Source organism: Streptomyces albidochromogenes (genome assembly GCF_005981925.1).
GTDB lineage: Bacteria > Actinomycetota > Actinomycetes > Streptomycetales > Streptomycetaceae > Streptomyces > Streptomyces albidochromogenes.
Genome location: NZ_VBVX01000088.1, coordinates 1 through 22,253 on the forward strand (window position 1 = coordinate 1; position 22,253 = coordinate 22,253).

Sequence of the window (22,253 nt, forward strand, 5' to 3'; positions counted from 1 at the left end):
ACAGACAGCCCCAGCGGCGGGCCACCCGCCGCCGCTGGTTCGTGGCCGTGGTGTTCGCCCTTCCCGCCCTGCTGCTGCTCGGCGTACTGGTCGTCTACCCGATGCTGTTCTCCGTCGGGCGCAGCTTCTTCGACGCCACCGGCACCCGCTTCGTCGGCGGCGACAACTACACCGAGATGTTCCGCGACCCGGCCACGCTCAAGGCCATCCGCAACAGCACCATCTGGGTGGTCGTCGCCCCCACCCTGCTGACCGGCCTCGGGCTGATCCTCGCCGTACTCACCGAGAAGGTCCGCTGGGCGACCGCCTTCAAGCTGCTGCTCTTCCTGCCGATGGCGGTCTCCTTCCTCGCCGCCGGCATCATCTTCCGGCTCGCGTACGAGGAGGACCCCGACCGCGGCGTGCTCAACGCGGTGGCGGTCGGCGTCCACGGCACCTTCCAGGACACCTCCTCCTACCCCACCGCCCGCGCCCGCGACGGGCAGGGTCTCACGAAGGCCGGGGACGGCTCGTTCCGTACGACGCAGGCGGCGCGCCCCGGGCGCACCGTGAACCTCCCGCTCGTCGGCGTACGGCCGGACGAACTGCCGGCGGGGGCCGCGCCCGCCCGGGGCGCGGCGAGCGCCGAAGCCGCACCGGACGAGCTGCGCGGCGTCGTCTACCTGGACTTCACCCCCGGCGGGGGCGGCGAACAGGGCACGGTCGACGCGAAGGAGAGCGGACTGCCGCAGATGGCCGTCGAAGCGGTGCGCGACGGCGAGGTGGCAGCCCGGGCGACCACCGGGGCCGACGGCTCCTTCCGCCTCGCGGGCCTCGACGCCGGCTCCTACGAACTGCGGCTGCCCGCGGGGAACTTCGCCCCGCCGTACGAGGGCGTCTCCTGGCTCGGACCCGCCCTCGTCACCCCGGCCGTCATCGGCGCGTACCTGTGGATCTGGACCGGCTTCGCGATGGTGCTCATCGGCGCCGGGCTCTCCGCCCTGCCCCGGGAGACCCTGGAGGCGGCCCGGATGGACGGGGCGAACGAGTGGCAGATCTTCCGCAGGATCACGGTGCCGCTGCTCGCCCCGGTGCTGACCGTGGTCTTCGTGACGCTGGTGATCAACGTGATGAAGGTCTTCGACCTCGTCTACATCATCGCGCCCGGCCCGGTGCAGGAGGAGGCCACCGTACTGGCCACCCAGATGTGGCTGGTGTCCTTCGGCGGCGGCCAGGACCAGGGGCTCGGCAGCGCGCTCGGGGTGCTCCTGCTGGTGCTGGTGGTGCCCGCCATGCTCTTCAACGTCCGCCGCTTCCGCAGGAGTCAGTCATGACCACCTCCACCGACCCGCGCCGGGCCCGGTCCGCGCGGCTGACCCGCGCACTGAGCAGCGGAGTGGTGCAGGCCGTGCTGGTGATCGTGGGACTGATCTGGATCACCCCGCTGGCCGGGCTCTTCCTGTCCTCGCTCCGCTCCGAGCGGGACAACGCGGGCAGCGGCTGGTGGACCGCGCTGGCCGAACCGGGACAGCTGTCGTTCGACAACTACAGCACGCTGCTGGCCGACACGGGCATCACTCAGGCGTTCTGGAACACCGTGCTCATCTCGGTGCCCGCCACCACGCTGGTCGTCGTACTCTCGGCGCTCGCCGCGTACGCCTTCGCCTGGCTGGAGTTCCCGGGCCGGGACGCGCTGTTCCTGGTGGTGGTGGCGCTGCTCGTGGTGCCCGTGCAGGTCGGACTGCTGCCCGTGGCCAAGCTGTTCGGGCAGCTCGGGCTCTTCGGCACCATCCCCGGCGTCGTGCTGTTCCACGTCGCGTACGGGCTGCCGTTCGCCATCTTCCTGCTGCGCAACTACTTCGCCGAGATCCCGCGCGAGATGCTGGAGGCGGCGCGGATGGACGGCGGCAGCGAGTGGCGCATCTTCGTCCAACTGGTCCTGCCCGTGGGCCGCCCCGCCCTCGCCAGCCTCGCCATCTTCCAGTTCCTGTGGGTCTGGAACGACATGCTGGTCGCCCTCCTCTTCGCGGACAGCGCCTCGCAGCCGCTCACGGTGGCGCTCCAGTCCCAGATACGGCAGTTCGGCAGCAACATCGACGTGCTGGCGCCCGGCGCGTTCCTCTCGCTCGTCGTGCCGGTGGCGGTCTTCTTCGCCTTCCAGCGGCACTTCGTGCAGGGCGTCATGGGCCGTGGCTCCCCGTCAGGCGATGGCCGGGCGGTAGAGCTCGCGCGGCAGCTCGGAGGCCGCCGCGTCGTCCAGCAGCCACAGCGTGCGGCGACGGCCGTACGCGCCCGCCGCCGGGGCCTGGATCTCCCCGGCGCCGGACAGCGCGAGGGCCGCGGCCTTCGCCTTGTCCTCGCCCGCCGCCAGCAGCCACACCTCGCGCGCCGCGCGGATCGCGGTCAGCGTGAGGGTGATGCGGGTGGGCGGGGGCTTGGGCGCGCCGTGCACGCCCACCACCGTGCGCTCCGTCTCGCGGACCGCCGGCAGCTCCGGGAACAGCGACGCGACGTGGGTGTCGGGACCGACGCCCAGCATCAGCACGTCGAACGTCGGCACCGGACCGTGCTCCTGGGACCCGGCGGCCGAGGCCAGCTCGGCGGCGTACCCGGCCGCCGCCGCGTCCGCGTCGTCGCCGAACCTCCCGTCCGACGCGGGCATGGCGTGCACCCGCGCCGGGTCCAGCGGCACCGCGTCCAGCAGTGCCTCGCGGGCCTGGGTGACGTTGCGCTCCGGGTCACCCTCGGGCAGGAAGCGCTCGTCGCCCCACCACAGGTCGAGCCGCGACCAGTCGACCGCGTCCCGCGCCGGCGACGAGGCCAGCGCGGCCAGCAGACCGTTGCCGTTGCGCCCGCCGGTCAGGACGACCGAGGCCGAGCCGCGCGTGGCCTGCGCGTCCACGACCTTCGTGATCAGCCGGGCCGCCGCGGCCTGTGCCATCAGCTCCTTGTCGTGGTGGACGACGAGCTGCGGTGTGCTCACTTCGACGCCGCCTTCTTGGCCGCGGAGCCGGAAGCGGTCTTCTTCGCCGGAGCGCCCGCCGACTTGTCCGCCGCCGGCTCCTTGGCGCTCTGCTCACCGAGCCGGTCGACGCCGTACCTCAGCGCCGACGCGTACGTGTCGTCCGGGTCGAGCCTGCGCAGCTCCTCGGCGATCAGCTCGGCGGTGTCCCGCCGCTTGAGTGCCACCGCGCGGTCCGGCTGCCCCTCGATGGACAGGGACGCCAGCGAACCGTCCGAACGGCCGAGCGTGATCGGCCCGCAGTTCGTCTCCATCGTCACGCCGGTCAGACCGGGGCCGGACGACACGGAACGCTTCACCGGTACGCCGAGCCGGTCGGCGAGCCACATGCCGAGCAGCTCGACGCTGGGGTTGTACCCCTCGCCCTCCACCTCGACCGAGGTGACCTCGCACTCCACCTGGTCCAGCGCGGCCGCGAGCATCGAGCGCCACGGCGTGATGCGCGTCCACGACAGGTCGGTGTCGCCCGGCGTGTACGCCTCGGCGCGCGCCGTCAGCTCCTCGACGGGCCGCTCGGCCGCGTACGTGTCCGTGACGCGGCGCTGGGCGAGCGCGCCGAGCGGGTCGTTCGCCGGGTCCAGCGGCGCGTTGGCCGCCCACCACACCACGACCGGCGCGTCGGGCAGCAGCAGCGGCAGCACCACCGACTGGGCGTGGTCGATGACCTCGCCGTACAGCCGCAGGACGACCGTCTCGCCGGTGCCCGCCGCCGTGCCCACCCGCACCTCGGCGTCGAGACGCGCCTTGGCGCGGTCCCGGGGCGAGCGCGAGACCCGCTTGATGACGACGAGGGTGCGCGAGGGGTGCTCGCGGGAGGCCTCGTTGGCCGCCTTGAGCGCGTCGTACGCGTTCTCCTCGTCGGTGACGATGACCAGCGTCAGGACCATGCCCACGGCCGGTGTGCCGATGGCGCGGCGGCCTTGGACCAGAGCCTTGTTGATCTTGCTGGACGTGGTGTCCGTCAGGTCGATTTTCATGGCCGACGCCAGCTCCGTCCGTCTCGTGCGAGCATTTCGTCCGCCTCGACCGGGCCCCAGGTACCGGCCTGGTACTGCGCGGGCTTGCCGTGCTTGTCCCAGTACTCCTCGATCGGGTCGAGGATCCGCCAGGACTGCTCGACCTCCTCCAGACGCGGGAAGAGGTTGGCGTCGCCGAGCAGCACGTCCAGGATCAGGCGCTCGTACGCCTCGGGGCTGGACTCGGTGAAGGACTCGCCGTACGCGAAGTCCATCGACACGTCCCGCACCTCCATCGCGGTCCCCGGCACCTTCGAGCCGAACCGGACCGTGACGCCCTCGTCCGGCTGGACGCGGATGACCAGGGCGTTCTGCCCGAGCTCCTCGGTGGCCGTGTGGTCGAAGGGGGAGTGCGGAGCGCGCTGGAAGACGACCGCGATCTCGGTGACGCGGCGGCCGAGGCGCTTGCCCGTACGCAGGTAGAACGGGACGCCGGCCCAGCGGCGGTTGTCGATCTCCAGCTTGACCGCGGCGTAGGTGTCGGTCTTCGACTTGGGGTCGATGCCCTCTTCCTGGAGGTAGCCGACGGCCTTCTCGCCGCCCTGCCAGCCGGCGGCGTACTGCCCGCGCACCGTCTCGCGGCCCAGGTCCTTCGGCAGCTTGACCGCGCCGAGCACCTTGGTCTTCTCGGCCACCAGCGCGTCGGCCTCGAAGGAGGCGGGCTCCTCCATGGCGGTCAGCGCGAGGAGCTGGAGCAGGTGGTTCTGGATGACGTCACGGGCGGCGCCAATGCCGTCGTAGTAGCCGGCGCGGCCGCCGATGCCGATGTCCTCGGCCATGGTGATCTGCACGTGGTCGACGTACGACCGGTTCCAGAGCGGCTCGAACATCTGGTTGGCGAACCGCAGCGCCATGATGTTCTGGACCGTCTCCTTGCCCAGGTAGTGGTCGATCCGGAAGACCTCGTTGGCCGGGAAGACCTCGTGGACGATCCGGTTGAGCTCCTGCGCGGAGGCGAGGTCGTGCCCGAAGGGCTTCTCGATGACGGCCCGGCGCCAGGAATCCTCCTTCTGGTCGGCCAGTCCGTGCTTCTTGAGCTGCTGGACGACCTGGGGGAAGAACTTCGGCGGCACGGACAGGTAGAAGGCGAAGTTGCCGCCGGTGCCCTGGGCCTTGTCGAGTTCCGCGATCGTCGACTTCAGCGTCTCGAAGGCGTTGTCGTCGTCGAAGTTTCCCTGGACGAACCGCATGCCCTGGATGAGCTGCTGCCAGACCTCCTCGCGGAAGGGGGTACGGGCGTGCTCCTTGACGGCGTCGTGGACGACCTGGGCGAAGTCCTCGTTCTCCCAGTCGCGGCGGGCGAAGCCGATGAGCGAGAAGCCCGGCGGCAGCAGGCCGCGATTGGCCAGGTCGTAGACGGCAGGCATCAACTTTTTACGTGACAAATCGCCCGTGACGCCAAAGATGACCAGGCCCGACGGCCCCGCGATACGCGGGAGCCGCCGGTCCTGAGCGTCACGCAGCGGATTGCTGCTGGACAATGTTTAGCCCTCCGAAGGGGCGAGGCGCTTGAGCTCCGCCTCGGTCGACTTGAGCAGGTCGTTCCAGGACGCCTCGAACTTGTCGACGCCCTCGTCCTCGAGCAGCTGCACCACGTCGTCGTAGCTGATGCCGAGCTTCTCGACGGCGTCGAGCTCGGCGCGCGCCTGCTCGTACGTGCCGGCGATCGTGTTGCCCGAGATCCGCCCGTGGTCGCCGGTGGCCTCCAGGGTCGCCTCGGGCATGGTGTTCACCGTGCCGGGGGCGACCAGGTCCTCGACGTACAGGGTGTCCTTGTACGCCGGGTCCTTGACGCCGGTCGAGGCCCACAGCGGACGCTGCTTGTTGGCGTTGGCCTTGTCCAGAGCGGCCCAGCGGTCGCTGCTGAAGACCTCTTCGTACGCCTGGTACGCCAGCCGGGCGTTGGCCAGCGCGGCCTTGCCCTTGAGGGCCTTGGCCTCGTCCGTGCCGATGCCGTCGAGACGCTTGTCGATCTCGCTGTCCACACGGGACACGAAGAACGACGCCACCGAGTGGATCTTCGAAAGGTCCAGGCCCGCGGCCTTCGCCTTCTCCAGACCGGCCAGGTAGGCGTCCATGACCTCGCGGTAGCGCTCCAGCGAGAAGATCAGCGTCACGTTGACGCTGATGCCCAGACCGATGGTCTCGGTGATCGCCGGGATGCCCGCCCTGGTGGCCGGGATCTTGATCAGGGTGTTCGGGCGGTCCACCAGCCAGGCGAGCTGCCTGGCCTCGGCCGTGGTCGCCCGGGTGTTGTGCGCCAGGCGGGGGTCGACCTCGATCGACACCCGGCCGTCCTGGCCGCCGGTCGCGTCGAACACCGGCCGCAGGATGTCGGCGGCGTCCCTCACGTCAGCCGTCGTGATCATGCGGATGGCTTCTTCGACCGTGACCTCGCGGGCGGCGAGGTCGCCGAGCTGCTGGTCGTAACCGTGGCCCTCGGAGATCGCCTTCTGGAAGATCGAAGGGTTGGTCGTGACGCCCACGACGTGCTGCTGGTCGATCAGCTCGGCGAGGTTGCCGGACGTGATCCGCTGGCGCGAAAGGTCGTCAAGCCAGATCGCGACGCCTTCGTCGGAGAGGCGCTTGAGTGCGTCTGTCATGAGAGTTGCATCTCCTACTTGTCGTATATACCGGCGTCAGCGCGCTGCGGCAGCCAGGGATTCCCGGGCGGCGGCCGTCACCGCGTCCGCGGTGAAGCCGAACTCCCGGAAGAGCACCTTGGCGTCCGCGGAAGCGCCGAAGTGCTCCAGCGAGACGATGCGGCCGGCCTCGCCGACGTACCGGTACCAGGTCAGGGCAATGCCCGCCTCGACCGCGACACGGGCCTTGACGGACGGCGGCAGCACGCTGTCGCGGTACCCCTGGTCCTGCTCCTCGAACCACTCGATCGAGGGCATCGACACCACACGGGTCGGAATTCCGGCCGCCTGGAGCTGCTCGCGCGCCTCGACGGCGAGCTGGACCTCGGAGCCGGTGCCGATCAGCACGACCTGCGGCTGGCCGCCCTCGGCCTCGAACAGGACGTAACCGCCGCGCGCGGCGTCCTCGTTCGCCTCGTACGTCGGCACACCCTGGCGGGTCAGCGCCAGGCCGTGCGGAGCGTCGTGGCGGCGGAGGATCTCGCGCCAGGCGATCGCCGTCTCGTTGGCGTCGGCCGGGCGGACCATGTTCAGGCCGGGGATGGCGCGCAGCGCGGCCATGTGCTCGACCGGCTGGTGCGTCGGGCCGTCCTCGCCCAGGCCGATGGAGTCGTGCGTCCAGACGTACGTCACGGGCAGCTTCATCAGCGCGGCGAGGCGGACGGCGGGGCGCATGTAGTCGGAGAACACCAGGAAGGTGCCGCCGTAGATGCGGGTGTTGCCGTGCAGCGCGATGCCGTTCATCGTCGAGCCCATGGCGTGCTCGCGGATGCCGAAGTGGACCGTGCGTCCGTACGGGTTCGCCTCGGGCAGCGGGTTGCCGACGGGCAGGAACGACGACGTCTTGTCGATCGTCGTGTTGTTGGAGCCGGCGAGGTCGGCGGAGCCGCCCCACAGCTCGGGGATGACCGCGCCGAGCGCCTGGAGGACCTTGCCGGAGGCGGCACGGGTCGCGACGGCCTTGCCGGGCTCGAAGACGGGGAGCGACTTCTCCCAGCCCTCGGGCAGCTCGCCCGCGGCGATGCGGTCGAACGTGGCGGCGCGCTCGGCGTTGGCGTTGCGCCACTCCTGGAACTGCTTGTCCCAGGCGGCGTGCGCCTCGCGGCCGCGCTCGGCGGCCTTGCGGACGTGCGCGAAGACGTCGTCGTCGACCTGGAAGTGCTGCTCGGGGTCGAAGCCCAGCACGCGCTTGGTGGCCGCGATCTCCTCCTCGCCCAGCGCCGAGCCGTGCGAGGCCTCGGTGCCCTGGGCGTTCGGGGCGGGCCAGGCGATGATCGTGCGCGCCGCGATGATCGACGGGCGCTCGGTCTCGTCCTGCGCCGCCTTCAGGGCCGCGTACAGGGCCTTGACGTCGAAGTCGCCGTTGGCGTTCTGCTCGACGCGCTGCACGTGCCAGCCGTACGCCTCGTACCGCTTGAGCACGTCCTCGGAGAAGGCGGTCTCGGTGTCGCCCTCGATCGAGATGTGGTTGTCGTCGTACAGGGCGACGATGCTGCCGAGCTTCTGGTGGCCCGCGAGCGAGGACGCCTCGGCCGAGATGCCCTCCTCCAGGTCGCCGTCGGAGACGATCGCCCAGATGGTGTGGTCGAACGGGGAGGCGCCCTCGGCGGCCTCCGGGTCGAACAGACCGCGCTCGTAGCGGGCGGCCATCGCCATGCCCACGGCATTGGCGATGCCCTGGCCCAGCGGGCCCGTGGTGGTCTCCACGCCGGTCGTGTGCCCGTGCTCGGGGTGACCCGGCGTCAGGCTGCCCCAGGTGCGGAACGCCTTCAGGTCGTCCAGCTCCAGGCCGTAGCCGGCCATGTAGAGCTGGATGTAGAGCGTCAGGCTGGAGTGACCGGGTGAGAGGACGAAACGGTCGCGGCCGGTCCAGTTCGCGTCACTGGGGTCGTGCCGCATCAGCTTCTGGAACAGCACATACGCGGCCGGGGCGAGGCTCATGGCCGTACCAGGGTGGCCGTTGCCGACCTTCTGTACGGAATCCATGGCCAGGACGCGGACGGTATCGACAGCCCGCTGGTCCAATTCGGTCCACTCGAGATCTGTGGTGGTCGGCTTGGTGCTCACCCTGAGTCAGGGCTCCTCTCCACATGTCGAATCCCGGCGACTGGTAGCGCACCGGGCGTAGTCGAGCCTACCCCCGCGAGAACACGCGTTTCTTCGAGTCCGAGGCTTGGACGGCCTCGGACAAAAGCGGACACGGGCGAGCCTGCGGGCGGGTGGGAGACTTCGCCTCCCGGAGTTCACCTTGTATGTACGGGCCCGCCCCCGGCGGTACTCAACACGAGCCGACCCCGGCGGAGATCGGTGTCCGGGCAACGTCTAGAGTGGCGTGGTACGCGCAAGTCTTTACCGGGCCTTCACGCCCGGAGCTTGCTGGATTTCTCTGTCAGGGGTGTGCGTGACGGCCGTCGAGTCCCGACCCGCAGGGGTCGCCTTGACTCCCAGCCCGGGGGGCCATCGGCCGTTCGGAGCCCGGGTCAAAGCGTTCGTGGCACTGACCAAGCCTCGGATCATCGAACTGCTGCTGATCACCACCGTCCCGGTGATGTTCCTGGCCGAGCAGGGTGTGCCCGACCTGTGGCTGGTGCTGGTGACCTGCCTCGGCGGCTACCTGTCGGCCGGCGGCGCCAACGCGCTGAACATGTACATCGACCGCGACATCGACGCGCTGATGGACCGCACGTCGCAGCGTCCACTGGTCACCGGCATGGTGAGCCCGGCGGAATGCCTCGTCTTCGGCATCGGCCTGGCCGTGATCTCCACGCTCTGGTTCGGACTGCTCGTCAACTGGCTGTCCGCCGCCCTGTCGCTCGGCGCGCTCCTGTTCTACGTCGTCGTCTACACGATGATCCTCAAGCGGCGCACCGCGCAGAACATCGTCTGGGGCGGCATCGCGGGCTGCCTGCCGGTCCTCATCGGCTGGTCCGCCGTCACGAACTCGATGTCCTGGGCCGCCGTCGTGCTGTTCATGGTCATCTTCTTCTGGACGCCGCCGCACTACTGGCCGCTGTCGATGAAGGTGAAGGACGACTACGCGCGGGTGGGCGTTCCGATGCTCCCCGTCGTCGCCTCCAACAAGGTCGTGGCCCGCCAGATCGTCGCGTACAGCTGGGTGATGGTCGGCGTCTCGCTGCTGCTGACCCCCATGGGCTACACCGGCTGGTTCTACACCTCCGTCGCCCTGGTGGCCGGCGGCTGGTGGCTCAAGGAGGCGCACGGGCTCCAGGCCCGCGCGAAGTCCGGCATCACCGGCGGCAAGCTCAAGGAGATGCGGCTGTTCCACTGGTCCATCACCTACGTCTCGCTGCTGTTCGTCGCGGTGGCGGTGGACCCCTTCCTGCGGTAGGCCGTCCGGCTGTGGACCGCTGGGCTACCCGTCGGTAGCATCGGCGTCATGGCAGACACGAAGCAGGCAGAGCGCAAGGTGGCGAAGCTCGCCAAGGAGATCACCGCCTTCGCCAAGCAGCACGGCGGCGCCGAGGGGCAGCTCGCCTACATCGGCCAGATGGGCACCCGGATCGTGCTCGTCGGCGAGGACGGCGGCTGGGGCGACCTCGTCGCCCCGACCCACGAGGTCGCGCGGGGCGCCGCGGAGAAGGCCGGGATCACCCTGCACGAGTCCTTCGACGGCGACTTCGCCGCCAAGGTGCGCACGGGCCCGTACGAGTGGACCCGGATGGCCGGGATCCAGGTCGGCGGCCCGTCCAACGGCCCGGCCGACGCACCGGCCCGGAGTGCTCAGCCGTCCGCCTAGCAACACCTGACGCGGGGGTCACCCGTTAGAACCTGTGGAAGCACGTCCACCACAGGAGCCCCGGATGATCGAAACGCCTTCCCTGGTGGACCAGTACTGCCACGGAGTGCTCCGTACGGAGCTGGGCCTCGGCACCTTCGAGACCTACCTCGGCAGGACCCCCGCGCCCCCCGCGTCCGGCACCACGTTCTTCGACACCCAGACCGGCTTCGCGGTCCGCCGCTGGTGCCCGCCGCTGCTCGGCCTCGAACCGCACTGCCCGCCGGCGCGCTACCTCGCCCGCCGCAGGGAACTCGGCGTGCTGGAGACCGGCAGGAGGCTGCTGCGGGGCAGCGGCATCTCCACCTATCTGGTGGACACCGGCCTGCCCGGCGACCTCACCGGGCCCGTCGAGATCGCCGCCGCGGGCGATGCCCAGGCCCGTGAGATCGTGCGCCTGGAACTCCTCGCCGAGCAGGTCGCCGACACCTCGGGCACCGTCGAAGGCTTCCTCGCCAACCTCGCCGAGGCCGTCCACAGCGCGGCGGGCTCCGCCGTGGCGTTCACCTCGGTGGCCGGCGTACGGCACGGACTCGCCCTCGCGTCGCACCCGCCGGGGCCCGGCGAGGTGCGCGGCGCGGTGGGGCGCTGGCTGGCCGGGCGGCGGGCCGGCGCCGCGCTCACCGATCCCGTGGTGCTGCGGCACCTGCTGTGGGTCGCCGTGGCCTCCGGGCTGCCGCTGCAACTCCAGGCGGGGACGGCCGGCCCCGGTCAGCGCATCGACCGGACGGACCCGGCGCTGCTCACCGACTTCGCCGCGGCGACCGCGGGCCTCGGCACGGACCTGGTGCTGCTGCACGGCTATCCGTACCACCGGCACGCCGCGCATCTGGCGAGCGTCTTCCCGCACGTGTACGCCGACCTCGGCCCCGCGCTCGCGCACACGGGGGCGCGGGCGGCGGCCGTGCTCGCGGAGATCCTGGAGCTCGCGCCCTTCGGGAAGCTGCTCTTCTCCAGCGGCGCGCGCGGCCTGCCCGAGCTGCACGTCGTGGGAGCGCGGCTGTTCCGGGAGGCGCTGGGCCGGGTGCTCGGCGGCTGGGTCGGCGACGGCGCCTGGTCGCGGGTGGACGCCGAGCGGGTCGCCGCCATGGTCGCGGCGGGCAACGCCCGCCGCGTCTACGGACTGCCCGAGGACCCCTCAGACGGCGGCGGACACCGCTGAGCCGGGCTGGACGGGCAGCGCCGGCGGCGTTTCCAGCGGACGCTCGCGCAGGCTCAGCGCCAGGCGCAGCACCGCGACCCACATCAGCGACGAGCCGAGCATGTGGGCCCCGACCAGGATCTCGGGCACTCCGGTGAAGAACTGCACGTACCCGATGCCGCCCTGAGCGAGCAGCACGATCAGCAGGTCGCGGGCGCGCGCCCGGGTGTCGTCCGGGGCGTCCACCACGCGCAGCACCAGCCACATGGCGACGGCGAGCGCGCAGACCACCCAGGCGGCCGCGGCGTGCAGGTGGGCCGCGTCGGCCCAGTCCCACGGCATGCGCGGTACGTCGCTGCTGTCACCGGCGTGCTTGCCCGAGCCGGTCACGGTCGTACCCAGGGCGATCACCAGGGCCGAGGTGACGAGCAGCCCCCAGGACAGCTTGCGGACGGGGCGCGGGACGCGCGGGCGGGGCGCGGTGTCGCCCTCGCGGGTGCGCTGCCAGGTGATCACGGCGACCGTGAGCAGGGCGTTGGCGAGGAGGAAGTGACCGGCGACGGTCCACGGGTTCAGGCCCGCCCAGACCGTGATGCCGCCGAGGACGGCGTTGCCCATCACGATCCAGAACTGGACCCAGGCGAGGCGGGTGAGACCGCGCCGCCACGGCTTCGTGGACCGCGCGGCGATGATCGCCCAGCCCACCGCCGCCGACAGGACGTAGGTCAGCATGCGGTTGCCGAACTCGATCGCGCCGTGCAGGCCCTGCTCGGGCGTCGCGAAGAGGCTTTCGTCGGTGCACTTGGGCCAGGTGTCGCAGCCGAGGCCGGATCCGGTCAGGCGCACCGCTCCGCCGGTGACGATGATGAAGACGGTCATCACGACGGCGGAGAGCGCGGCGCGCCGGAGCGTACGGGGGGTGGGCGTCCAGCGCCGCGCGATGAGGGCGAGGGGGGTCAACACGGGAACCATCGTAGGACGGGGCTTGTGCGGGAATTCACGAGGGGGTCCCGAAACGGGGCGTTCCTTACTCCCACCGGAAGAAACGGGCGGCCGCGCCCAGACCCAGTGCCGCCCACGCGGCCAGGACGCCGAGATCGCCCCAGGGCATCGCCGCACCCTGCTGGAGCACGTCCCGCAGGCCGTCCGACAGGGCCGCGATCGGCAGCAGCCCGAGGAGCGAGCGCACCGCGTCCGGGAACTCGTCGAGCGGCACGATCACGCCACCGCCCACCAGGAGCAGCAGGAAGACGAGGTTCGCGGCGGCCAGCGTCGCCTCCGCCCTGAGCGTGCCGGCCATCAGCAGGCCGAGTCCGGAGAAGGCCGCCGTGCCGAGCACCAGGAGGAGGAGCACGGCGAACGGGCTGCCCTGCGGGGACCAGCCGAGACCGAACGCGATCGCCGTCAGCAGGACGACCTGCAGCACCTCGGTGACGAGCACGGACAGGGTCTTGGCCGTCATCAGGGCCCAGCGGGGCAGCGGAGAGGTGCCGAGCAGCTTCAGGACGCCGTACCGGCGCTCGAAGCCCGTCGCGATGGCCTGCCCGGTGAAGGCGGTCGACATCACGGCGAGCGCCAGGACGCCGGGGGCCAGGAAGTCGACGGCCGGACCGGCGCCGGTGTCGATGATGTCGACGGAGGAGAAGAGCACCAGCAGCAGCGCCGGGATGACCACCGTGAGCAGCAGCTGCTCGCCGTTGCGCAGCAGCATCTTCGTCTCGAGGACGGTCTGCGCCGCGATCATCCGGGGCAGCGGGGCCGCTCCGGGGCGCGGGGTGTACGTGCCGATGCTCATGAGCGGAGGTCCTTACCGGTCAGCTCGAGAAAGACGTCCTCCAGGGAGTGCCGCTCGACGGAGATGCCGTCCGGCATCACGCCGTGCTGCGCGCACCAGGAGGTGACGGTGGCCAGCAACTGCGGGTCGACCTTGCCGGTGATGCGGTAGGTGCCCGGCGTCAGCTCGGCCGCCAGGGTGTCCACGGGAAGCGCCTTGAGCAGGGACGCGATGTCGAGGCCGGGGCGCCCGGTGAAGCGCAGGGTGTTCTCGGCTCCGCCGCGGCACAGCTCCTCGGGGCTGCCCTGGGCGATCACCCTGCCGTTGTCGATGATGGCGACGTCGTCCGCGAGCTGCTCGGCCTCGTCCATGAAGTGGGTGGTCAGGACGACGCTGACGCCGTCCGCGCGGAGTTCGCGTACGAGTTCCCAGGTGGACCGGCGGGCCTGCGGGTCGAGGCCGGCGGTCGGCTCGTCCAGGAACACCAGCTCGGGGCGGCCCACCACGGCCATCGCCAGCGCGAGCCGCTGCTGCTGTCCGCCGGAGAGCCGCCGGTACGTCGTACGGCCGCAGCTCCCGAGGCCGAGGCGCTCGATCAGCGTGTCGACGTCCAGCGGGTGGGCGTGCAGCTTCGCCACGTGGCGCAGCATCTCGTCGGCCCGGGCCCCCGAGTAGACGCCGCCGGACTGGAGCATCACGCCGATCCGGGGGCGCAGCTCGGCCGCGTCGGCGACCGGGTCGAGGCCGAGGACGCGGACGGTCCCGGAGTCCGGCCTGCGGTAGCCCTCGCACGTCTCGATCGTGGTGGTCTTGCCGGCCCCGTTCGGGCCGAGAACGGCGGTGACCACGCCCGGGCGGACCAACAGGTCGAGCCCGTCGACGGCGGTCTTGGATCCGTACCGCTTGACCAGTCCTGCGATCTGGACGGCGACCTGGACGGTCTCGCTTCTCATGCCGGGAAGTCTAGAGAGGGCCCCGGGGGTGGCGTCCGGGGGCTCCGGTCAAGGCGGGAAAGCCGCTGGTCAACCTGGTCGGAGTGACCGGAACATCCGTTCTGTCCACGCCCGGTCCCGAGCCGGGCGCACGGCGTCCGCGGGCGCCCGTTTGATCATTTCCGCAGGTCAGATTAGGTATACCTAAGTGATGCAGCCCACCGGACCTTGATCAGGACGCGGGTTGTCACGCTCTCGGGAATTACGCAACAATGGCGTTGTGAAATACGGTGTGAGTTCGACTGAGCCTCCCCAGGAGGAGCTCGCGACCGGTGAGCGCTCGACGCGCAACCGGATCGCGCGGTCCGTCCTGGACCACGGCCCGTCCACCGCCGCCGATCTCGCGAAGCGCCTCGGGCTCACCCAGGCCGCCGTCCGCCGCCACCTCGACTCGCTCGTCGCCGAGAACGTCGTCGAGCCCCGCGAGCAGCGCGTGTACGGCACCAGGACCCGGGGCAGGCCCGCCAAGGTCTTCGCGCTCACCGACTGCGGCCGGGACGCCTTCGACCAGTCCTACGACCAGCTCGCCGCCGACGCCCTGCACTGGATCGCTCAGGCGGCCGGTGGCGGCGAGAAGGGCGAGGCGGCCGTCGCCGCGTTCGCCCGCGCACGGTTCGCCGCCCAGGCAGGGGCGTACCGCGCGGCGGTCGAGGCCGCCGATCCCGAGGACCGCACCGAGGCGCTTGCCAGGGCCTTGTCGGCCGACGGGTACGCTGCCACGGCGCGAAACGCACCGGTCGGAGAGCAGCTCTGCCAGCACCACTGCCCAGTCGCCCACGTCGCCGAGCAGTACCCGCAGCTGTGCGAGGCGGAGACCGAGTTCTTCTCCGAACTGCTCGGAACCCATGTGCAGCGGCTGGCGACCATCGCCCACGGCGACGGCGTATGCACGACGTTTGTCCCCAAGAACACCCATTCAGCATCTGCAAGTACGGCCGGGAGGAACCCCGCATGACTCTCCCCACGGAGACTGCCCACCCCGAACTCGAGGGCCTGGGTACGTACGAATTCGGCTGGGCCGACTCCGACGCGGCCGGCGCCGCGGCCAAGCGCGGTCTCTCCGAGGACGTCGTACGCGACATCTCGGCGAAGAAGAACGAGCCCGAGTGGATGCTGAAGCTGCGGCTCAAGGGCCTCAAGCTGTTCGGCAAGAAGCCCATGCCCACCTGGGGCTCCGACCTGTCGGGCATCGACTTCGACAACATCAAGTACTTCGTGCGCTCCACGGAGAAGCAGGCGGAGTCCTGGGAGGACCTGCCCGAGGACATCAAGAACACGTACGACAAGCTCGGCATCCCCGAGGCGGAGAAGCAGCGCCTGGTGGCCGGTGTCGCGGCCCAGTACGAGTCCGAGGTCGTCTACCACCAGATCCGCGAGGATCTGGAGGAGCAGGGCGTCATCTTCCTCGACACCGACACCGCGCTGAAGGAGCACCCGGAGCTCTTCCAGGAGTACTTCGGCACGGTCATCCCGGTCGGCGACAACAAGTTCGCCTCGCTGAACTCGGCCGTGTGGTCCGGCGGCTCGTTCATCTACGTACCCAAGGGTGTGCACGTCGACATCCCGCTCCAGGCCTACTTCCGCATCAACACGGAGAACATGGGCCAGTTCGAGCGGACGCTGATCATCGTCGACGAGGACGCGTACGTCCACTACGTCGAGGGCTGCACCGCCCCGATCTACTCCTCCGACTCGCTGCACAGCGCCGTCGTGGAGATCATCGTCAAGAAGGGCGGCCGCTGCCGCTACACGACCATCCAGAACTGGTCGAACAACGTCTACAACCTGGTCACCAAGCGCGCCGTGGCGTACGAGGGCGCGACCATGGAGTGGGTCGACGGCAACATCGGCTCCAAGGTGACGATGAAGTACCCGGCCGTCTACCTGATGGGCGAGCACGCCAAGGGCGAGACCCTGTCGATCGCCTTCGCGGGCGAGGGCCAGCACCAGGACGCCGGCTCCAAGATGGTCCACATGGCGCCGAACACCTCCTCCAACATCGTCTCCAAGTCGGTGGCGCGAGGCGGCGGCCGCACCTCCTACCGCGGTCTCGTCGAGATCGGCGAGGGCGCACCGGGCTCGAAGTCCAACGTCCTGTGCGACGCGCTGCTCGTCGACACGATCTCCCGCTCCGACACGTACCCGTACGTGGACGTGCGCGAGGACGACGTGTCCATGGGCCACGAGGCGACCGTCTCCAAGGTCTCCGAGGACCAGCTCTTCTACCTGATGAGCCGCGGCATGACCGAGTTCGAGGCCATGGCGATGATCGTCCGCGGCTTCGTCGAGCCGATCGCCAAGGAGCTGCCGATGGAGTACGCGCTGGAGCTCAACCGGCTGATCGAGCTGCAGATGGAGGGTTCGGTCGGCTAAGGCCCCGTACCCCCGCAGCGACTGACTTTCGACCCAGAGAGAGAGCACTACGACAGCCATGGCTGAGGCTCAGAACATCCCGGTGGGTTCCACCACCGCCGGCACGATCGCGGTGGCCGCCGATTCCACCGTCGCCACGCGCATGAGCGCCCCGCCGTCCTTCGACGTGGCGGACTTCCCCGTGCCGCACGGCCGCGAGGAGGAGTGGCGGTTCACGCCGCTGGAGCGCCTGCGCGGGCTGCACGACGGCACCGCCGAGGCCGGCGGCGTCCTCACCGTCGAGGTGACCGCCCCCGAGGGCGTCACCGTCGAGACGGTGGACCGCACGGACGCGCGGCTCGGCAGGGCCGGCACCCCGGTGGACCGGGTCGCCGCCCAGGCGTACAGCTCCTTCGAGAAGGCCTCGGTCGTCTCGGTGCCCAAGGAAGCCGTCCTCACCGAGCCCATCCGCATCGCCGTCCACGGCGAGGGCGGCACGGCCTACGGCCACCAGGTCGTCGAGCTGGGCGCCTTCGCCGAGGCTGTCGTCGTCATCGACCACACCGGTGACGCCGTGCTCGCCGCCAACGTCGACTTCGTCGTCGGCGACGGCGCGAAGCTGACCGTCGTGTCCGTGCAGGACTGGGACGACACGGCCGTGCACGTCTCGCAGCACAACGCGCGGATCGGGCGCGACGCCTCGTTCAAGTCGGTCGTGGTGACGTTCGGGGGCGATCTCGTACGTCTCAACCCGCAGGTGCAGTACGCCGGCACCGGCGGCGAGGCCGAGCTCTTCGGCCTGTACTTCACCGACGCGGGCCAGCACCAGGAGCACCGCCTCCTGGTCGACCACAACACCCCGCACTGCAAGTCGAACGTCGCCTACAAGGGCGCGCTCCAGGGCGACGGCGCGCACGCCGTGTGGATCGGCGACGTGCTGATCCAGGCCGCCGCCGAGGGCACGGACACGTACGAGATGAACCGCAACCTGGTCCTCACGGACGGCGCGCGGGTCGACTCGGTGCCCAACCTGGAGATCGAGACCGGTGAGATCGCCGGCGCCGGCCACGCCTCGGCCACCGGCCGCTTCGACGACGAGCAGCTCTTCTACCTCATGTCGCGCGGTATCCGGGCCGAAGAGGCCCGCCGCCTGGTCGTCCGCGGCTTCTTCGCGGAGCTCGTCCAGCAGATCGGTCTGCCCGACGTCGAAGAGCGCCTCCTCGCCAAGATCGACGCGGAGCTGGAGGCGTCCGTCTGATGGCCTTCGTCAAAGCCTGTGCGCTGAGTGAGCTGGAGGACGACACCCCGAAACGGGTGGAGCTCGACGGCACACCGGTGTCCGTCGTCCGCACCGAGGGCGAGGTGTACGCGATCAACGACATCTGCTCGCACGCGAACGTCTCCCTCTCGGAGGGCGAGGTGGAGGACTGCATGATCGAGTGCTGGCTGCACGGATCGAGCTTCGACCTCCGCACCGGCAAGCCTTCCGGCCTTCCCGCGACGCGCCCCGTCCCCGTATACCCCGTCAAGATCGAAGGGGACGATGTGCTCGTCTCCGTCACACAGGAGTCCTGAGACACCCATGGCAACGCTTGAAATCCGCGACCTGCACGTTTCCGTCGAGGCCGACAACTCCACCAAGGAGATCCTCAAGGGCGTCGATCTGACCGTGAAGCAGGGCGAGACCCACGCCATCATGGGCCCCAACGGCTCCGGCAAGTCCACCCTCGCGTACTCGATCGCCGGTCACCCGAAGTACACGATCACCAGCGGCACCGTCACCCTTGACGGCGAGGACGTCCTGGAGATGTCCGTCGACGAGCGTGCCCGCGCCGGCATGTTCCTCGCCATGCAGTACCCGGTCGAGGTCCCCGGCGTATCGGTCTCCAACTTCCTGCGTACGTCGGCGACGGCGATCCGCGGCGAGGCCCCCAAGCTGCGCACCTGGGTGAAGGAGGTCAAGTCCGCGATGGAGCAGCTCCAGATGGACCCGGCCTTCGCCGAGCGCAACGTCAACGAGGGCTTCTCCGGCGGTGAGAAGAAGCGCCACGAGATCCTCCAGCTGGAGCTCCTGCAGCCGAAGATCGCGATCCTCGACGAGACGGACTCCGGCCTCGACGTCGACGCCCTTCGCCAGGTCTCCGAGGGCGTCAACCGCGTCCACGCGAGCGGCGAGGTCGGCACGCTGCTGATCACGCACTACACGCGCATCCTGCGCTACATCAAGCCGGACTTCGTGCACGTCTTCGCCAAGGGCAAGATCGTCGCGTCCGGCGGCCCGGAGCTCGCCGACAAGCTCGAGGCCGAGGGCTACGAGGAGTACACGAAGGGTGGCGTAACCGCGTGACACAGCTGCCGGGCCTTCTCGACACCGAGGCGATCCGCAAGGACTTCCCCCTGCTGGATCGTGTGATCCACGACGGGAAGAAGATCGTTTACCTGGACAACGCGGCGACTTCGCAGAAGCCGCGCCAGGTCCTCGACGCGCTGAACGCGTACTACGAGCAGAGCAACGCCAACGTCCACCGCGGCGTTCACGTGCTCGCCGAGGAGGCCACGGCGCTGTACGAGGGCGCCCGCGACAAGGTCGCCGCCTTCATCAACGCGCCGAGCCGCGACGAGGTCATCTTCACGAAGAACGCCTCCGAGTCGCTCAACCTCGTGGCGAACATGCTGGGCTGGGCCGACGAGCCCTACCGCGTGGACGCCGAGACCGAGATCGTCATCACGGAGATGGAGCACCACTCCAACATCGTCCCGTGGCAGCTGCTCTCACAGCGCACCGGCGCGAAGCTGAAGTGGTTCGGCATCACCGACGACGGCCGCCTCGACCTGTCGAACATCGACGAGATCATCACCGAGAAGACGAAGATCGTCTCCTTCACGCTGGTCTCGAACATCATGGGCACGATCAACCCGGTCGACACGATCATCCGCCGCGCGCAGGAGGTCGGCGCGCTGGTGTGCATCGACGCCTCGCAGGCGGCGCCGCACATGGTGCTCGACGTACAGGCGCTCCAGGCCGACTTCGTGGCCTTCACCGGGCACAAGATGGTCGGCCCGACCGGCATCGGCGTGCTGTGGGGACGCCAGGAGCTGCTGGAGGACCTTCCGCCGTTCCTCGGCGGCGGCGAGATGATCGAGACCGTGTCGATGAGCTCGTCGACGTACGCTCCCGCTCCGCACAAGTTCGAGGCCGGTACGCCCCCGATCGCCCAGGCCGTCGGCCTCGGCGCGGCCGTGGACTACCTCACCGCGATCGGCATGGACAAGATCGCCGCGCACGAGCACGCGATCACCGAGTACGCCGTCAAGCGCCTCTCGGAGGTCGAGGGCCTGCGGATCATCGGCCCGACGACGGCCGAGGACCGCGGCGCGACGATCTCGTTCACGCTCGGCGACATCCACCCGCACGACGTGGGCCAGGTTCTCGACGAGCTGGGCATCGCGGTCCGGGTCGGACACCACTGCGCGCGGCCCGTCTGCCTGCGGTACGGAATTCCTGCGACCACGCGAGCGTCGTTCTATCTGTACTCCACGCCGGCCGAGGTCGACGCCCTGGTCGAGGGCCTGGAGCACGTCCGGAACTTCTTCGGTTAAGGGCTGGGGATCGTGAAGCTTGATTCGATGTACCAGGAAGTCATCCTGGATCACTACAAGCACCCGCACGGGCGGGGCTTGCGGGACGGCGACGCCGAGGTGCACCACGTCAACCCGACGTGCGGCGACGAGATCACGCTTCGCGTGAAGTACGACGGCGCGACCGTCGCCGACGTCTCGTACGAGGGCCAGGGCTGTTCGATCAGCCAGGCCAGCGCCTCCGTGCTGAACGATCTGCTGGTCGGCAAGGAGCTGGCCGAGGCGCAGAAGATCCAGGCGACCTTCCTGGAGCTGATGCAGTCCAAGGGCCAGATCGAGCCGGACGACGCGATGGAGGAGGTGCTGGAGGACGCGGTCGCGTTCGCCGGTGTCTCGAAGTACCCGGCTCGGGTGAAGTGTGCCCTGCTGAGCTGGATGGCATGGAAGGACGCGACGGCCCAGGCACTGGGCGACGGCGCCGAGAGGAAGACCGCATGAGCGACAACGCAGCGACACCGACCGAGAGCGTCACGACCAAGCCCGCCTCCGAGGAGGAGGTCCGCGAGGCCCTGTACGACGTGGTCGACCCCGAGCTGGGCATCGACGTCGTCAACCTGGGCCTCATCTACGGCATCCACATCGACGACGCGAACATCGCCACGCTCGACATGACGCTGACGTCCGCGGCCTGCCCGCTGACCGACGTCATCGAGGACCAGGCGAAGTCGGCGACCGAGGGCATCGTCAACGAGCTCAAGATCAACTGGGTCTGGATGCCGCCGTGGGGCCCGGACAAGATCACGGACGACGGCCGCGAGCAGCTGCGCGCGCTCGGCTTCAACGTCTGAGACAGGCAGCGCGTCTCCCGGAGATCCGAGGAGCGGTACGGCGAGGGGCCCCCGGCGGTGTGCCGGGGGCCCCTCGCCGTCTCGGGTGCCCGGAGTCTTCGCGCCGCGCCGGGTGTCAGTGCGGGGCGGCCGCCGCCTCGGCGAGGACCGGGGCCAGGTTCTCCTTGCGGATGCGCTGGTCGACGTAGAGCAGACCGGTCACCACCTGGGGGTAGGTGGTGGCGATGATCTGGCTGATGATGCTGCCGAGCATGACGAACACGAGGTAGCCGGCCATCGAGGCGAGCGCCTCGGCGACGCCGGGATCGGACCCCGTCGAAGCCATGCCGGGCATGCTCGTCATCATGCCGATGATGGTGAGCGGGAACTGCACGATGTACCCCGCGACCATGGCGATGAGCCACGCCAGCATGCTGATGCCGAAGATCCGCCACCAGGAGCCCTTCACCAGCGCGGCCGAGCGGCGCAGCGCGGCGACGGGCCGCTGGGACTCGAAGACCACGGCCGCCGGGGCCAGGCTGAACAGCACCCACACCCAGACCGCCACGGGTATGCACGCCAGCATCAGGACGAATCCGCCCACGGCCCAGGCCACGGACGTCTCGTCCGTCACGAACGAGACGATCAGCAGGACGTAGCTGCCCACGAAGATGCCCATGACGAGGGTCGCGACGAGCCAGGGCAGCAGCATCGCGCCGATCACGGCGGGCACCCGGGCCCAGGCGCGCCGCCACACCGCGCCGAGCGTCGTACGGCGGCCGAGCACCGCGTCCTGGAGGACGGCGGGGCAGGCGGCCATGATGGCCGCGTTGGCCACCACCATGGCCAGTACGGCGACGAGGCACACCGCGACGAACGCGACGATCAGGGGGACCGCGTCGTCGGCGGTGAACGAGTCGTCGTACGCGTCGCTCTCGATGGCCCGGTCCAGGGTGTCGCCGGTCGCGGAGTAGGCGACCGCGAGAGCCGCCAGCGTCACCAGGAGCGCGCCGCCGGTGCCCCGCCCGCCGGGCGGCCGCGCGCCCGCAAACTGCGTTCCGTCGGGCGACAGCCACCCGATACGGTGTACCGCCCGGTCAGGGCCTGGAACGCAACGGAGTGAAAGTGGCGCA

Annotated in this window: 21 protein-coding genes and 1 pseudogene; 13 read left to right on the forward strand and 9 right to left on the reverse strand. The window is 70.1% G+C overall.

Going from position 1 to position 22,253, the window contains the following annotated elements:
- The coding region (locus E2E34_RS14170) for an ABC transporter permease subunit (RefSeq protein WP_439333681.1) at positions 1-1,313 on the forward strand (1,313 nt) is incomplete at its 5' end.
- A pseudogene (locus E2E34_RS14175) lies at positions 1,310-2,164 on the forward strand (carbohydrate ABC transporter permease); the annotation flags it as partial. The gene E2E34_RS14170 and the pseudogene E2E34_RS14175, both read left to right, overlap by 4 nt.
- 15 nt (positions 2,165-2,179) lie before the next feature.
- Here the strand turns inward: E2E34_RS14175 and pgl are convergent.
- Genes pgl through tkt form a run of 5 tightly spaced genes read right to left on the reverse strand, consistent with a single transcriptional unit; the run spans position 2,180 to position 8,726 of the window.
- Positions 2,180-2,962: a 6-phosphogluconolactonase gene (gene pgl, locus E2E34_RS14180; protein WP_138902266.1), complete on the reverse strand. Its 783-nt coding sequence runs from the start codon at positions 2,960-2,962 to the stop codon at positions 2,180-2,182.
- Positions 2,959-3,978 (reverse strand): glucose-6-phosphate dehydrogenase assembly protein OpcA, encoded by a 1,020-nt coding sequence (gene opcA / locus E2E34_RS14185; protein ID WP_138902267.1) that lies wholly within the window; start codon positions 3,976-3,978, stop codon positions 2,959-2,961. Before opcA ends, pgl begins: the two co-directional genes overlap by 4 nt.
- Entirely contained in the window at positions 3,975-5,498 is a 1,524-nt protein-coding gene (gene zwf / locus E2E34_RS14190) for a glucose-6-phosphate dehydrogenase (RefSeq protein ID WP_138902268.1), read from the reverse strand. Before zwf ends, opcA begins: the two co-directional genes overlap by 4 nt.
- Before the next feature lie 3 nt (positions 5,499-5,501).
- Positions 5,502-6,620: a transaldolase gene (gene tal / locus E2E34_RS14195; RefSeq protein WP_138902269.1), complete on the reverse strand. Its 1,119-nt coding sequence runs from the start codon at positions 6,618-6,620 to the stop codon at positions 5,502-5,504.
- A gap of 36 nt (positions 6,621-6,656) precedes the next feature.
- A complete protein-coding gene (gene tkt, locus E2E34_RS14200) occupies positions 6,657-8,726 on the reverse strand; it encodes a transketolase (protein WP_138902270.1) in 2,070 nt (689 codons plus the stop codon).
- Between the two features lie 334 nt (positions 8,727-9,060).
- Between tkt and E2E34_RS14205 the strand changes: the two genes are divergently transcribed.
- The 3 genes from E2E34_RS14205 (at position 9,061) to E2E34_RS14215 (ending at position 11,617) form a co-directional block, all read left to right on the forward strand.
- Positions 9,061-10,008 carry a heme o synthase gene (locus E2E34_RS14205; protein WP_138902271.1) on the forward strand — a complete coding sequence of 316 codons (948 nt, stop codon included), beginning with the start codon at positions 9,061-9,063 and terminating at the stop codon, positions 10,006-10,008.
- 48 nt (positions 10,009-10,056) lie between these two features.
- Entirely contained in the window at positions 10,057-10,416 is a 360-nt protein-coding gene (locus tag E2E34_RS14210; protein WP_138902272.1) for a hypothetical protein, read from the forward strand.
- A gap of 64 nt (positions 10,417-10,480) precedes the next feature.
- On the forward strand, positions 10,481-11,617 hold the full coding sequence (locus E2E34_RS14215) for an amidohydrolase family protein (RefSeq protein WP_138902273.1): 1,137 nt from the start codon (positions 10,481-10,483) through the stop codon (positions 11,615-11,617).
- Here E2E34_RS14215 and E2E34_RS14220 read toward each other — a convergent pair.
- Genes E2E34_RS14220 through E2E34_RS14230 form a run of 3 tightly spaced genes read right to left on the reverse strand, consistent with a single transcriptional unit; the run spans position 11,594 to position 14,323 of the window.
- Positions 11,594-12,568 carry a COX15/CtaA family protein gene (locus tag E2E34_RS14220; RefSeq protein ID WP_138902274.1) on the reverse strand — a complete coding sequence of 325 codons (975 nt, stop codon included), beginning with the start codon at positions 12,566-12,568 and terminating at the stop codon, positions 11,594-11,596. The genes E2E34_RS14215 and E2E34_RS14220 overlap by 24 nt on opposite strands.
- Before the next feature lie 55 nt (positions 12,569-12,623).
- Positions 12,624-13,391, reverse strand: coding sequence for an ABC transporter permease (locus E2E34_RS14225; protein ID WP_138902275.1), 768 nt, complete (start codon positions 13,389-13,391; stop codon positions 12,624-12,626).
- Positions 13,388-14,323 (reverse strand): ABC transporter ATP-binding protein, encoded by a 936-nt coding sequence (locus E2E34_RS14230; protein ID WP_138902276.1) that lies wholly within the window; start codon positions 14,321-14,323, stop codon positions 13,388-13,390. The genes E2E34_RS14225 and E2E34_RS14230 overlap by 4 nt, the downstream gene beginning before the upstream one ends.
- A 271-nt stretch (positions 14,324-14,594) precedes the next feature.
- Between E2E34_RS14230 and E2E34_RS14235 the strand changes: the two genes are divergently transcribed.
- From E2E34_RS14235 to E2E34_RS14270, 8 genes are read left to right on the forward strand one after another with little or no spacing between them, the layout of a single operon-like run.
- A complete protein-coding gene (locus E2E34_RS14235) occupies positions 14,595-15,317 on the forward strand; it encodes a helix-turn-helix transcriptional regulator (RefSeq protein WP_386719803.1) in 723 nt (240 codons plus the stop codon).
- Positions 15,314-16,735, forward strand: coding sequence for a Fe-S cluster assembly protein SufB (gene sufB / locus E2E34_RS14240; RefSeq protein ID WP_138902278.1), 1,422 nt, complete (start codon positions 15,314-15,316; stop codon positions 16,733-16,735). The genes E2E34_RS14235 and sufB overlap by 4 nt, the downstream gene beginning before the upstream one ends.
- Before the next feature lie 58 nt (positions 16,736-16,793).
- Positions 16,794-17,972 (forward strand): Fe-S cluster assembly protein SufD, encoded by a 1,179-nt coding sequence (gene sufD, locus E2E34_RS14245; RefSeq protein ID WP_138902279.1) that lies wholly within the window; start codon positions 16,794-16,796, stop codon positions 17,970-17,972.
- Positions 17,972-18,289, forward strand: coding sequence for a bifunctional 3-phenylpropionate/cinnamic acid dioxygenase ferredoxin subunit (locus tag E2E34_RS14250; RefSeq protein WP_028813879.1), 318 nt, complete (start codon positions 17,972-17,974; stop codon positions 18,287-18,289). Before sufD ends, E2E34_RS14250 begins: the two co-directional genes overlap by 1 nt.
- A gap of 7 nt (positions 18,290-18,296) precedes the next feature.
- The gene (gene sufC, locus E2E34_RS14255; RefSeq protein ID WP_138902280.1) at positions 18,297-19,061 is read left to right on the forward strand and encodes a Fe-S cluster assembly ATPase SufC; all 765 of its coding nucleotides are present in this window, start codon (positions 18,297-18,299) and stop codon (positions 19,059-19,061) included.
- Entirely contained in the window at positions 19,058-20,314 is a 1,257-nt protein-coding gene (locus E2E34_RS14260) for a cysteine desulfurase (RefSeq protein ID WP_138902281.1), read from the forward strand. The genes sufC and E2E34_RS14260 overlap by 4 nt, the downstream gene beginning before the upstream one ends.
- 12 nt (positions 20,315-20,326) lie before the next feature.
- Positions 20,327-20,791 carry a Fe-S cluster assembly sulfur transfer protein SufU gene (sufU, locus tag E2E34_RS14265; protein ID WP_138902282.1) on the forward strand — a complete coding sequence of 155 codons (465 nt, stop codon included), beginning with the start codon at positions 20,327-20,329 and terminating at the stop codon, positions 20,789-20,791.
- Complete coding sequence (locus E2E34_RS14270) at positions 20,788-21,141, forward strand: metal-sulfur cluster assembly factor (protein ID WP_138902283.1); 354 nt, start codon at positions 20,788-20,790, stop codon at positions 21,139-21,141. Before sufU ends, E2E34_RS14270 begins: the two co-directional genes overlap by 4 nt.
- A gap of 115 nt (positions 21,142-21,256) precedes the next feature.
- On the opposite strand, the gene E2E34_RS14275 is transcribed toward E2E34_RS14270, so the two are convergent.
- Positions 21,257-22,253: DUF7847 domain-containing protein (locus E2E34_RS14275; RefSeq protein WP_208765239.1), on the reverse strand; the 997-nt coding region annotated here is incomplete at its 5' end.